This is a genomic window from Lysinibacillus sphaericus, from assembly GCF_001629735.1.
Classification (GTDB): Bacteria; Bacillota; Bacilli; order Bacillales_A; family Planococcaceae; genus Lysinibacillus; species Lysinibacillus pinottii.
This window is the reverse complement of the sequence record NZ_CP015224.1, coordinates 1699394-1712778: the sequence shown is the minus strand read 5'-3', so window position 1 is coordinate 1712778 and position 13385 is coordinate 1699394. Positions and strand designations below refer to the sequence as shown.

General features: G+C 34.5%; 13 protein-coding genes and 2 pseudogenes. 7 read left to right on the top strand and 8 right to left on the bottom strand.

Features of this window, described 5'->3' with window-relative positions:
* Positions 1 to 11 precede the first annotated feature (11 nt).
* The 3 genes from A2J09_RS08330 to A2J09_RS08320 all read left to right on the top strand — a co-directional run bounded on the left by A2J09_RS08330 (position 12) and on the right by A2J09_RS08320 (position 3914).
* Entirely contained in the window at positions 12 to 1115 is a 1104-nt protein-coding gene (locus A2J09_RS08330; protein ID WP_012294705.1) for a TFIIB-type zinc ribbon-containing protein, read from the top strand.
* Positions 1116 to 1584: 469 nt separating this feature from the next.
* Complete coding sequence (locus A2J09_RS08325; RefSeq protein WP_031416080.1) at positions 1585 to 2790, top strand: EAL domain-containing protein; 1206 nt, start codon at positions 1585 to 1587, stop codon at positions 2788 to 2790.
* A 254-nt stretch (positions 2791 to 3044) separates the two neighbouring features.
* Positions 3045 to 3914 (top strand): GNAT family N-acetyltransferase, encoded by an 870-nt coding sequence (locus A2J09_RS08320; protein ID WP_012294703.1) that lies wholly within the window; start codon positions 3045 to 3047, stop codon positions 3912 to 3914.
* Between the two features lie 614 nt (positions 3915 to 4528).
* On the opposite strand, the gene A2J09_RS08310 is transcribed toward A2J09_RS08320, so the two are convergent.
* Positions 4529 to 5155 carry a nitroreductase family protein gene (locus tag A2J09_RS08310; protein ID WP_012294702.1) on the bottom strand — a complete coding sequence of 209 codons (627 nt, stop codon included), beginning with the start codon at positions 5153 to 5155 and terminating at the stop codon, positions 4529 to 4531.
* A 126-nt stretch (positions 5156 to 5281) separates the two neighbouring features.
* Here A2J09_RS08310 and A2J09_RS08305 point away from each other — a divergent pair, with 126 nt between their 5' ends.
* Positions 5282 to 5653, top strand: coding sequence for a winged helix-turn-helix transcriptional regulator (locus tag A2J09_RS08305; protein ID WP_031416075.1), 372 nt, complete (start codon positions 5282 to 5284; stop codon positions 5651 to 5653).
* Positions 5654 to 5978: 325 nt separating this feature from the next.
* On the opposite strand, the pseudogene A2J09_RS23420 reads toward A2J09_RS08305, so the two are convergent.
* The 5 genes and pseudogenes from A2J09_RS23420 to A2J09_RS08285 all read right to left on the bottom strand — a co-directional run.
* Positions 5979 to 6556, bottom strand: a pseudogene (locus tag A2J09_RS23420) (transposase); the annotation flags it as partial.
* A gap of 303 nt (positions 6557 to 6859) precedes the next feature.
* Positions 6860 to 6985, bottom strand: a pseudogene (locus tag A2J09_RS23415) (manganese catalase family protein); the annotation flags it as partial.
* Positions 6986 to 7249, bottom strand: coding sequence for a spore coat protein CotJB (locus A2J09_RS08295; RefSeq protein WP_080695204.1), 264 nt, complete (start codon positions 7247 to 7249; stop codon positions 6986 to 6988).
* Positions 7246 to 7467 (bottom strand): spore coat associated protein CotJA, encoded by a 222-nt coding sequence (locus tag A2J09_RS08290; RefSeq protein WP_031418574.1) that lies wholly within the window; start codon positions 7465 to 7467, stop codon positions 7246 to 7248. The genes A2J09_RS08295 and A2J09_RS08290 overlap by 4 nt, the downstream gene beginning before the upstream one ends.
* 440 nt (positions 7468 to 7907) lie before the next feature.
* Complete coding sequence (locus A2J09_RS08285; protein WP_012294697.1) at positions 7908 to 8540, bottom strand: hypothetical protein; 633 nt, start codon at positions 8538 to 8540, stop codon at positions 7908 to 7910.
* Positions 8541 to 8684: 144 nt separating this feature from the next.
* Between A2J09_RS08285 and A2J09_RS08280 the strand changes: the two genes are divergently transcribed.
* Positions 8685 to 9158: a hypothetical protein gene (locus A2J09_RS08280; RefSeq protein WP_031418573.1), complete on the top strand. Its 474-nt coding sequence runs from the start codon at positions 8685 to 8687 to the stop codon at positions 9156 to 9158.
* 569 nt (positions 9159 to 9727) lie between these two features.
* Here A2J09_RS08280 and A2J09_RS08275 read toward each other — a convergent pair.
* Complete coding sequence (locus tag A2J09_RS08275; RefSeq protein WP_031418572.1) at positions 9728 to 10129, bottom strand: hypothetical protein; 402 nt, start codon at positions 10127 to 10129, stop codon at positions 9728 to 9730.
* Between the two features lie 222 nt (positions 10130 to 10351).
* Positions 10352 to 10672, bottom strand: a complete 321-nt coding sequence (locus A2J09_RS08270) for a DUF4183 domain-containing protein (RefSeq protein ID WP_031418571.1) — start codon at positions 10670 to 10672, stop codon at positions 10352 to 10354.
* Positions 10673 to 11940: 1268 nt separating this feature from the next.
* On the opposite strand from A2J09_RS08270, the gene A2J09_RS08265 reads away from it, so the two are divergent.
* Positions 11941 to 12702, top strand: a complete 762-nt coding sequence (locus A2J09_RS08265; RefSeq protein ID WP_012294692.1) for a glycosyltransferase — start codon at positions 11941 to 11943, stop codon at positions 12700 to 12702.
* A 191-nt stretch (positions 12703 to 12893) separates the two neighbouring features.
* Entirely contained in the window at positions 12894 to 13295 is a 402-nt protein-coding gene (locus A2J09_RS08260) for a VOC family protein (protein WP_036161832.1), read from the top strand.
* Positions 13296 to 13385: the final 90 nt, after the last annotated feature.

The following is a 13385-nucleotide window of genomic DNA, read 5'->3' as shown; positions in this document are numbered from 1 at the left end:
GAGGATGATTCATGTCAACGCAAGAAGTTGAGAATGTCAAACAAGTAAAGCTTGATTTTGATGCAGAATGTCCATCATGCAGCGCAACAATTGAATTTAATCCTGCCACAGGTAAGCTAGCTTGCCCATATTGTGGCTTTGAGACAGAAATTGCAACTCCTGAGCAAGAGGAAGAAAAAGCTGCTCGAGAAATGGACTTTTTAACAGCCGAGGAACGTGGCAATTTCAATTGGGGTGTAGAGAAAAAAACAGTCATATGTGAAGCCTGTGCCGCGGAAACGATATACGATGCGTTGCAAGTGGCCGACAGTTGTCCTTACTGTGGTTCCCATCAGGTCATGGAAGCGAGTGCTGAAAACACACTAGCACCAAATGGTGTATGTGCTTTTGAAGTAACGGATAAGCAAGCTGGGGAACATTTTCAAAAGTGGATAAAAGGTAGATGGTTTACACCGAAAGCCGCCAAAAATAGTGCTAGGCCTGATGCCTTTAAAGGGGTCTATCTTCCATACTGGACGTTTGATACGAAAACAAGCTCCAGATATTCTGCCCGATATGGACGACATCGCACCGTTACAGATAAAGATGGGAAAACACATACGGAAACAGATTGGTATTCCACAAGCGGCTTTTATCAGGAATTTATCGACGATCATTTAATAAGTGCAACTACTCGCTATGATCAGAATATGATGCGAAAAATCGAGCCTTTTAATCTTTTAAACAATAAGGCTTATAAACCAGAGTATGTATCTGGCTTTTTATCTGAACGATATAGCATCGGCTTACAGGATGGCTGGAATCAAGCCAAAAGGGATATCCATGATCATCTTCATGCGCAAATCACTTCAAAAATTCGTTGGGAAAATAGCGCGGATGTAGTATCGAATTTACGTTTTTCGACCAATCATGATGATATTACATACAAATATTTAATGTTACCGATTTGGTTATCCTCTTTCCGTTATAAAGAGAAAATTTATCGCTTTATGGTCAATGGGCAAACGGGTCGAGTGGGTGGGGATGCTCCTGTATCACCACTTCGTGTAACGATAGTTGTTATCTTATCATTAATGGTAATAGCGATCATTTGGTATTTCTTCATGTCTGAATAATGACGAGCAGTATTCCATCAGGGGCGTAATTGACCATTTGGAATACTGCTTTTTTCATAAAATTGTCCATCCGTGCTGGGTAAATGACTACTTTATGAATTATTATCATCTATTATCCCAACCACTAGTGACACTCGTAGCATAAATTAATATGAATAGGGAAAATGAGCGAACAGCCTTGAACCAATAACATGTTCATGAGAACAAAAGCATAACATGACAAGATGGCGTAAAAAAATAACCTTTTCTGTTAATAAGTCGTCGGAAATGATGGGAAATTATGAGTATGACACCTAAGTTGATCTGAAAATTTCTATTAGATAAGCTATAAATGTTAAGAAGTGAAGTTGCGATTTTACAATAAACAACTTATTATACAGTCAGAGAGCATTTTTTAAGCTATTTATAGACTATATATTGTTATTTTTGAATAACAAATAAGAGGTTATTCATAATGGAGGTTTCGAAGATGGACGCAATTGAAGTGTTAACGAATTTAGATCAAATACATGGGTATTATCAGCCGATATTTAGCGCAGATGCGCATACGGTGATAGCCTACGAAATTTCCGGACATCTACAAATTGAAGGTCAGCAAATTAATTTAAAGGATTTTGTCAATAATGAGGACATTCCAGAAGAATACCGAATAGATATGGAACATAAAATTTTGCATGCAGCACTCGCCCAAATTGATGAAATTGCATCTGATATTGATATTTACATTCCAAGTAACCCTAATTTATTGATGCAGGATTTTGGTGAGAGTCATTTTAATATCATCCAACAATATATTGGAGAAGAAGATTTACACAGAATCGTGTTTGTCGTATCTGAGCATCGATTTTTAGGCGATATTAATAAATTGCACCATGCACTGCGGTATTTTACGACATTTGGGGTAAAAATCGCTGTCCAAGAGGTCGGAGCTGAAAGTCATTTAGAGCATATTGCATTATTGGCCCCCCATATTTTAAAAGTCAACACACGTGATTTAAATTATGATTCTTGGTCTGCTCAATCCGATATGATTTCTGCTATTGGCAGTCTTGCTTATAAAATAGGTGCCAATCTTTTATTCGAAGATATTGAAACGGTTTATCAGCTACAATTTGCTTGGAAAAACGGAGGACGCTATTATCAAGGTCCTTATTTAGCCAACCCTGCTAGAAATCTTGTCGATAAAGATGTATTAAAGGAACGATTTAAAAAAGAATGCCAGCAATTTATTACGTCTGAAAAGAAAATGCTAGAGGCGCAATTTTTGCAGCTAAAGAAATTAAGAGAAGAGTTGGAGGCTATTGTTCACCGTGTGAAACCAACGAGTGATAATGCCTCACAATTAGAGCATTTAGCTGAATTACTGGATAACTATTCTTTTAGACTTTACATTTGTAATGAGGATGGTTTCCAATTAACGCCTAACGTCATGCGAATAGATGGAAATTGGGAGTTGCAGCCACGTGCCATCAACAAAAATTGGAGCTGGCGCCCATACTTCTTACAAACGATCATTAAAATGCGAAACGATCAAAGTGGGGAAATCTCTGAGCTTTATCGTGATATTGAAACAGGAGAAATTACAAGAACCTTTTCAATCGCCATCAACGAACATGAATACTTGTTTGTTGACCTTTCCTATGACTATCTTTATGAGCACAGTATTTTTAGGTAAGCCTAGAAATGCTTATATAGCAAGGTTTGTGGGGTATAACTTATGATTGTACCCCAAAATGATTATTTACCATAATAGAGTTTGTACATTACCAGTTAGAAATAATATTTTGAGTCAGATGATGAAGTAGCCGAAAGGTTGCTTCTTTTTAGTTATATGTAAAAGTATTGTTTCTGCAACGACAGAGTAGTTTCATTGAATAAAGGTAGATGGTAAATTATGATAATAATAGAAATAAAATAGGGGGATTTTTCATGTATACTGACAATAAAATAGAATTAAAATTAGTGGAATTTGATAAATATGATGTCTTAAGCTTAGTAGAACTTTCTACATCAGTTGGCTGGGATTATGATGAATATGAAGTAAGAACCGTTATGGCATCTGGAAAAATATACGGACATAAAAATACTGTGGGGAAAATTGTTTCTAGTGCTGCAATTATACCTTATGATACTAATTTAGCTTCAATAGGTATGGTTATTGTTAATGAAGATTATAGGGGCTTAGGCTTAGGCAAGAAGGCCACTCAGAAGTGTATAGACAGTGTTTCTCAAAATACCTCAATCATGTTAATTTCAACCGAGGATGGAAAACCTTTATATGAAAGATTGGGTTTTAGTACGGTTGATTCTGTACATAAATATTTAAGTGATAATTATATTCCAACTAATTTGTTTAATCATCCTCAAATTACTTTAGAAAGATACAAAGAGGAAGAAATTCATAAAATTATTGAATTAGATTCTGCTGCATTTGGAGATAAGAGGGGGGAATTGCTTCTTAATAGGATAAATCAATCAAAACAATGTTTAGTTGTTAAAAATCAAAATGGGAAGATTATTGGATTTGGATTATCTATATTAGGTCCAGAGAATCTATTAATAGGACCTATTGTAGCACCAAATTCACAAACAGCTGCTTTAATAATCGATGGGTTAGTTATTAATCATCAAGGGAAGATAAGGATTGATGTGCCATCCAGTAATGACGAGTTAATGTTGTTCTTGGAGAAAAGTGGATTTATTAAAGTTAGTAATCCTCCAATAATGATAAAGAATTCTATTAAAATGCCATATAGGAATAAAGAGTTGTTTGCTATTGCTGCACAAATTTTTGGTTAGAGATATCAATATCCTTTGTTCATGTAACGTTTGGAACTAATATAAGCGGAAAAGGTAATATGGTAAAAAAAATAAAGAAAGTGTGGACTTAGGAAAAAATTGATGATTACTTTGATTCCAAAACGGATCATTATTTAACTATTTATAATGGGATAAAATAGTATTGGATTGTCCAACTGCACCTTAAAAAAACCGAAGTTGGCAATGAATTATGATAATAGGACATCAAAGTCAAAATTAGAAATTCTGTGGGAAGATGAAAAGACTAGTGTTTGTGAAGCTAACACTTTCTACGATTCTGATAACGGGTTAGAACTAGATGATGATAATTATGAAGAATATGATGTTGCAATAGTTAAAGATGTGTTGAATGATTTTCAAAATTGAAATGGCAACAGGTGAAAATAAACCTACACGTATTAAGATAGAGAAAACAGGAGAAGTAATTTTTGACTGATTTTCTTGCAATTATTGAAAGAAAAATGTTATTACAGGGCCCAGGCACTCAATAAATCTTGAGCCTGGGCATTTTTTCCACAAAAGCGCCTGGTCTATTTGTGGTTTTTCTTAAGATAACCTATTTCATGACTATCTAATTTAGGCTCTAAAAAGCACTATATTATTTCGTTTTTATAAATTATCTCATTTACATTGTGTCTTACGGTTTTGTGACCAGCCTTCGTCCCTTTACCAATCGCTATTAGCATAACATCTAAATATCTTTCAGAAATATTTAAGGCGTCTTTTAACTTTTTAGAATCATAGCCTGACATAGTAATTGTGTCAAAGCCCGCTTCATTTGCTAACAAGATTAATGACATTGAGGCAAGACTTACATCTCTAGTTAATTCTATCTTTAAATCTTCAGTTGATTTATTTTTATAATAATTTATCGCAGCATGCGCTAGATAATCTCTTAGTGATTCGTCAAAATAACCTGCTTGAAAGCCTTCTTCATGTATCCTAATAATATTTTCTTTATCGAATGCCTGATAATCTCCCAACATAACAATTAAAGTTGAAGCTTCTATTACTTGTTGCTGATTAAAAGCTATAGGCAATATTAAATTTCTTAAGTCAGGTTCATCAATTATTAAGTAACGTGTAGCTTGGATATTATTCCCATTAGGGGATTTGCTTGCAGTCTCAACTAAAGAAGTTATAATTTCTGAACTAATTTTATAACTTGGATCATAATGTCTAACTGAACGTCTTTTTTCCAAAATATTTTTTACACTCATGATATCACTCCATAATTTTTATTATTTCTTGCAGCTTTAATTATAGTAAGCAATAATAAATAAGAAAATAACGCACAAAAAAGTGGTATAGCTACTTTTTTGTGCCTATTTAGGGAGAGAAAGCATATGGTTAAATATAATACTGGCATCAATATTTTTATGAATATTGCAGGTGGAAAATGGAAGTGTTTAATCCTCTTTTTTTTGAGCCAAAAATCTGTAAGAACAAAAGAATTTTATGAATTCATACCAGGAATTACACAAAAAGTTTTAACAGATCAATTGAAACAACTAGAAAGAGATGGGCTTGTACAACGAGAAATATTTAAAGAAGTGCCACCAAAAGTAGAGTACAGCTTGACTGATTTAGGTAAGTCATTTGTACCAGTTTTAAACACAATGTGTGAATGGGGGAATAAGTATGCATTAATGAATGGTATAGATAAAGATCAAAAAATTGATTGTCATACATTCATTGCAAACGAAGTAAAGTCGTAATTGCTAAAAATTGTATCGTTTAAAGGGTGAAATTTCACAAGTTACAAATAAATAACCCGGTGCTCATTTAATTGAGCACTGAGTTATTTTAAGCGCTAAACTACTAATTCATACTTGAGAAAAAGGCCATGACCCGTTTCATAAATGTAATACTAAAAAAATGCAAAATAATGAAAACAGACCACCTAGAAAAGTGGTCTCAGACTGTAGACAAAAGTCATCGAGAAGTTTATTGTCGATGGCTTTTTATTTTTCTTTCTCTTTCATTTTCAATATTTGGTAAATCATTGCTGTATTCAACATACTCTTCGAGCATAGGGCTCTCTTAAGCTGTCTGCCACGTCCAAGTAGCTAGTTTCTTTAAATTCATGGCAGCAAAAGTAAGCATCGCCTGCATGGACAATTTTTTTAGACCTCTTAAGGTTGTCCATTGCATACCATGCTTTTCTTTTGCATCCGCAAAGACACGCTCAATCGTTTCTTTGCGCTTGGCATAAATTTATTTGATGTCATAGGAATGGCGTAAATGTTCAGCTTCCTCCACATACGACGCCCAAATATGACGTTGAATGAGTTTTTGATGATGCTTACTTTCTGTACATTGGGAAAGGCATGGACACTTCGCACAAATCAAAGGATTCGATTTATATTGGCGATATCCTTCCTTCGTCGTTGTCGCATACTTCAATATCTGCCCTTTGTTTCTTTCCATTCTTCCTTTTCAAACTTCTCCAGGGGAAGGGGCTTTTTTCCGTGTTCTTCACGATCCATATTTAACTCTAATGGAAGTTTTTCTTCATAAGCCCGTGTTTCTTTTCGCACAACCTTTTTATCATACTTCCGTTTATTCACACTCGCTTTCACATGCGTAGAATCGATAAATAAATGGTCTGCATGGAGCATTTACTTTTCAACACCCTATGTAGATGGAGTACTTTATGTAGAAGTTGATGGGAACGAAGGGCGGCGACTCCTGCGGGAAAAGCGGGAAAGTCGATATCCTGGACTGAGCGAAGCGAGGGAAGTAGCTCGACCCCGCCCCCGCCCGTAGTGGAAATCAACGGCTTTACTTTATTTCATTGTAAAAGAAAAAAGAAGACTGTAGGCAAACTCTCAAATTTTTTGAGTTTGTCTACAGTCTGAGACCACCTAGAAAAGTGGTCTACTACATTTTTAGAAAATTTTCTTTTGATTTCTGTCATCCTTTAAAATTTCTAGAGCTGCAGCTAATTCCCCATCAGCATCACCATATTGCTCCGTTAAATACTTTGCGAGCATGGGATTACATGTACTAACCTTAACCGCAAAAATTATTCCTCCCGGACTCAGAATTTATACTTGCCATGGCCAAGGTGTATCAACCCAATTGAAAGGATAATCAGAATAACTTCTTCCAAAATTCATTAATGGACCAAATTTTTGCTCAAATTTGACTTTAAGTTTCATACTTTTTTCAGTGTTTTCATTAAATTGCTGAATGGCATCATAGTCATCGGGATGAGTATCCAGATATAAGTTTAATTCAACAATGACAAAATCGATCGCTTGTATTTCTTCAAGTAGGGTATAAAATTCGGGTGGCATCTTTTTACTCACTTTTCATCCCTCCTTTTTGGTGGTGGGTAGGGACTAAACAATTGAGGCCATAAAGTTCCGGCTAGAAGTGCTTCTTGAGGGGTTGGGAATTGAGGTAATCCGGGTGGTTGAAAGCCCATATATAATTGTGGGGGTGTAGCATAAACTTTAACTTTTATAGGTGGACATGGATCGAATGGGCCGATATAAGGTTTCCAATACTTATATTGTGAAGACATGATATCCTCCCTTCTATAATCATTTGCATCAGTGCAATATATGGGGAGGCGATAAGTATTATTCTGAAGAAATAAAGATATTTCAAAAGAAAGTCCTAAACCATTAAACAATTTTAAATTAAGTAGAGATTTTCAAACACCTGCCATATAATACTTATTATGCTAACCGATAATCTGGGGTACAAACTTCAATAACGGTCGTACACCCCCACTTGATTTACTTTTACAAACATTGATTTAACAATATCCTCTAGAATTACTTTAATGCGCCATTCTCTTATGATTGTGCGCCACAATGGACAATAATTATTCTATTTTAATTAAAATGAGTATGCTTGAGTTGCTTTTATTTTACGAAGTCATTAAAAACCCAACTACAAACAGATTGTAGTTGGGTTTTCGTAGCAGGATATTCATAGCTTGTACTGCTAAATAGCTACTTAATTTTTATACATTAATTCAGTATACGTATCACCAATTGGAGTTGCAGTTTCAGTTATATACGTGTTGATGATTGTACCCATAGGGTTTTTCACTACATTTTTTACTTTGTGGTAAATAACGTCTTTTCTAACACCAACTCGGACATATTTATTAGGGTATTGCGATTCATAAGTCCTTGTAGAAGTAAAGCTATGTGAAAATGAAATACCGAACGTCGATGAACCTTGTGCAAAGGAGCCGTTTATACTCCAAGTGATGCCACCAGCAATGGATACACTTTTCACTTTATCCCAACCTGGTGTAGCAGGGTGGTAACCAATAAATGCCCGTGAAACAGTATATTTTTCAAGTGTAGTCTGTGTTGTTTGATTACATGTAGCACATAATAGTTGTTTGCTGTTATTCAGATAGGATTGATAATCTGCTTCTGATTCAAACAGAATCATGCCGCCGTCTTCTGTTGTTATGCTATACCTATTATCTGTCACTAATTCTAATTCCTCAAAGGGTAGTAATTCTGAATCACTCTCGGCTGCATGGACTAAAAGGCTACTGCAACTAAACACTAAAAATAACACAAAGCTAAAGAGTAACGAACTAAGTAACTTATTTCCAGTTATTGCTGTCATCTTTTAACAACCTCCCCTATATTTGTAATTCAATTTCCATTATATACTAAGTGGCAATATTTGTATATAGAAGGTTTGCTTATTGTATAATATGTAAGTATTAACCAATGTTATTAAATTTTAAGAGAAGGTGGAATAAGAGTCGTGAAAAAGAGGTTAACATTTTGTGCTTTACTCGGATTATTGTTGATGCAAACGGCTTGTAGCTATGGAGTAAATGTTAACTACGAAGAAGTGAGCAATCCTGAAATGGTAATTTCCGAAAATACAAAATTGGAAAATGTAAGAGTACTAGAACTGGATATTAATCATGAAGAAAGTAAAAGGGTTCTTAACACATTTGGAGATGATTTAAAGGATGGAATTTATGCTTACGACAAGAATAAGCATAAAACATATATTTTGATAAATTCAACTACTAGGAATTACTCTGATTACTCGTTTAAATTTGATAAGGAAAAGAAAATTTTAACTCTTACCTATACAACGACAGAAGGAAGTAATACAAATAAAAAAACGCTATTTCTGTTAGAGAGTTATAAGAAGAATCCATATAATGAAATCAAACTCGTTAATAATGGGAACGATGATGGATTCATCGGAGTGTATACGCAGTAAACCATATTCAAAAAACATTTTATGTTGAGTTCAGGTACCAAAAAGATTATTCCTCCAACAGAAATACCCTGTATATTTCTACACAGAAAGAGGTAATGAATACATAGAAATGTACGAATTGTTATAGATAAGTGAAACAAACGTAACATGCCTTTGCTGATGCACGGAACTTGGAGTTTCCCCATCTCACGGTAAAGGGTGGGCTTCTACAAAACCAGTAAGACACAGATATATTGTGTTTTGCTGGTTTTGTTCTATTGGTGATAATTAAATTTTTGAACGGAATGAAGAATTACTCCATCTAATGGAGGAAGGAGGTGGAAAGGATAAAATTTGAATTAGAAAGGCACGCAATACACAAAGGTATTTCGATTTCACGAGATGAGTAATACGTAGTGGAGAGAACACAATTTGAAGAATATAATGGAAAAGCAAAAACTTATTTGAATTATGATGCCAATCCCATGGGGGAAAATATTGAACTGAATATTCCTTTGCAATAAGAAAAAGATGTTCAAAAAGGCTCTCCTTTCTAGACATCTTTTTTATTACATCATTTAGTAGATGCATTAGGATTGATCAAAGCTACCTAGAACCATAAAATCTACAACAACACCACTTACTGGATTTTCTGACCCTAATACATTAATGCCTAATACTGTTACACCGCTAATATTTGTCACATTTGCAGAAACATATTTTGCGGCAATATTCTTCTCTCTCATTTGTACCCGAGGTCTTAAATTAATGGTTGTATTTGTAGAGTATACGCTTGATACTGCGAAATCAATAGTTGTTAACAAAGGATTGCCACTCGCTATTGCATTGTCTGTGAAATAAAAAGTAGCGATACCATTTGCATCTGATGTAGCTTGTCCATAAATAACGCGCTTTTCTTTTTTAGGAATCGACTCTCCAGCTTTAAATACATGTAATAATGTTGGTGCGAGTTTAATAATTTCAATGCTCATAAACATTCTCCTTCGTTAAATAGTTTCGTACCCATCCTAATTATTTATGAATGATGCAATGCTATTCTATGAACTTTTTATTAGTTTATTACTTTTTTAAATCAGTTATTAAAGTGCATAAGAAAATTAAAATTTTGCTGTAGTGGCAATGCCTTGAAGTATTTGAAGGGTCACTTGGGATGTAGTGACCCTCGAACAAAAGGAATGTGAATTAATAACTCATTACGTTTGTGTAACTAATTCTACTGCTTCGATTACTAAAGGTGTACCTGCAGTAAGCGTGCCTGTAACGCCATTAAATGTTAATTCTGTCGCAGAAACTGTATAGGAGCCGCCTTCTTGTAATACGCCATTAATATAGAAATTATAGTAGCCATTAGTTACTACTGGGAAAGCAGTAGCGGCATTTCCACTATCGTTTAAAAAGGCAGTTGCAGCAATAGTTGTGCCATCTGTGACAGTTAAATTGGCTGCTAAAATATTAAAGAATTTAGTCGAAGTTCCTGTAACATTTACATGAATATTTATAATTGAAAGTGCCATTTTTTCACCTCCTTCCAAAACAATAATATTTACTGAAAAACTTCAAATTCATTTACCTATCCAATGAGATTTACGAGAGTTATACGGGTGAAAAAAGTTGATTATTTTCACAGTGAAACATGTAAGTTTTAAAAAAATACATCTTATCTTATTTTCATTAATAGTATATGAATCGAATATGGAAGATGATTGGTAATGTGTCTATTAAAAAAATTGAATATAGGATTAGAAAAAAATGGGAAATGGGAGGCAGTCGATGGCCGAACACTGCATAAACACGCGCGAGGCAAGACAAAAATGGCTGGCCGATAGATACAACATTCTTTTGGAAATTTCCTATCGACTATTATTGAAAGGCAATATGATGAGGGTAAGAATACTACTCGGATGCTTGAGTAAGTCAAGGATTATGATGAAATCAGTCGTCTAGTGTTAAAAGAGGAGACTAAACTTGTCATTTCTTGCGCTTACCCGGGAAATTATTTTTTTATTTCCTAGCTAGATAGCTTTTCACAAGGGAAATATAATACATCATCATGGGGGAATGAAATCATATCGACAAAGAGGAAATAGTCATGATCGTCTATTTCCTGTCTATTTATCTGTTGTTAACGTGTGATCTGCTTATAACCGCACTTTCTACAGGAGCAGTGAACTTTACATTTGCTCAATTCACCACGTTCTCATTCTCCCGTAGCATACTATTCTATTTAATGGCCCATTTCTTTTGAATAATTCGTACTCTTTGATGGCAAAAAATAGATTTTGAATGGGCTTTGATCCCAATCAGCTCTCTTGAGAAAGCAAGCTTGCAGGTGTTCAAGTTCAAGGGATGTGTTGGCACGCACTTCAAGCTTGTGTAGCTGATATTCTACACGAATCTTTTCATCTCATCATTTCCTCTTGATTAAAAACGCAACAGCATCACTTCAAGGGGTTTATGCCTTTTGGTTTTGCAGTTTGTTGTAAATTTGAACTCAGAAGCTTATTCACATAATGTTCTAGAAGGTGACGAAAGGAAATTTAGGCGTTCTGAAATGTGGGAAAAGGAAAAACTTATGTTGATAAAGACTTCTAATTTTTTTATTTCTACAATACATAATAATTAGAAAAAAATTCAAATTCTAACTAGCTGAGACCATTAATTCAATGAGATAATAATTAATGGGTAGGTTTGGAAATAAAGTGAATAGGTAGTGCCACTTTGATTTTATTTCCATATTATTCACTCTTATGTAAGTTACTGTTAGTTAAAGGGGAGATTTTACATGAATGAAAAGGAGAACGTTTTAAAGGAAAAAAATAAGGAGGATATAAAATTTTCAGTTGTAATACCCGCGCATAACGAAGAACAGTACATTGGAAAATGCATAGAATCCATATTAAAAGCTTCCAAGCCATTTGAACATCAAGTGGAAATCATTGTTGTATTAAATAGATGTACAGACAGAACGGAGGATATTGCAAAATCGTACAATTGTATCGTATTAGAGAATAACGACAAGAACCTCTCTAAGATAAGGAATGCTGGTGTTGAAATAGCAAGAGGTGAAATCATCGTAACGATTGATGCAGATACACGGATGAATGACCATGTGTTGTTAAAGGCAGAGGAGTATTTAAGCTCTGGAAAATACATTGGCGGTGGAGTTACAGGGAAGTTTGAGAGAATGTCTTTAGGAATTTTTGTTTCAGCTATGTTATTGATTGGTCCATTATTCTTTAAATATGGAGCCATATCTGTGGGAATCTTTTGGTGTAATAAAAAGGATTTTAAATCGATTAATGGTTTTAATGAAGAAATGCTTATGGCAGAAGATGCAGATTTTGCTAAACGATTAAAAATGTGGGGAAAAAAGAACGGGAAAAAATATGGGACAATTCAAAATGGAATGATCACATCAAGTAGAAAATTTGATAAAAATGGGGATTGGATTTTACTTAAGCGTCCGACAATCATCCTAGCCTACCTAAAAGGAACAGACCGAAAATATGCGGATGAAGCTTATTATGAAAATCAGGATAGATGAATGATCTTAAGCTAGAGGTTAAAATGAGAGATAAAAATAAAGAAACATTTGTGACGTTAATCCTCCATCGATTAACGCTTTTTTTTTTGCTGTGATAGTGATGTTGTAATAGATAACTAATAAAGGTGAATAGTAGGGTGAGGTAGAATTCTAAAGTATATGGAATGCTTGATTGGAAGGAGAGTGTATGAATGATTATTTCTAACAATAGTACCCCAATTAAAAACAGAGTGGGTGCTGTGTTTGTTCCAGTTCGTAACTTAGAGAAGGCAATAGAATGGTACAGGAAAATATTTGGTTTGGAGGGGGGAGAAGAACATTTTGGGCATTTATTCGTGGCACCCATGGAAGGAACGGCTGGGTTGATTTTAGATGCTATGCCAATGTGGAGAAAAGAGGATGGAGATATTGCCACCTACCAAGTTCCATCCATTCAGTTTGTGACGGACGATATCCAAGCTTCTTATCAATTTATGAAAGACAATCATGTTGAACTTTTAACAGAAATACAGGATGATTTTTATTTTGTGTTCAAAGATTTAGAAGGAAATGTATTAATGGTTTGTAAAAGTGTTGAAGCTTCGGAGGGCTAATAAAGTGTGAGTGATAATGAATTTTGGTAAGGTATGATCCTTATCTCATTATCAAAACATTAAAGAAAATAGTGTGGGGAGGAAGGGTGT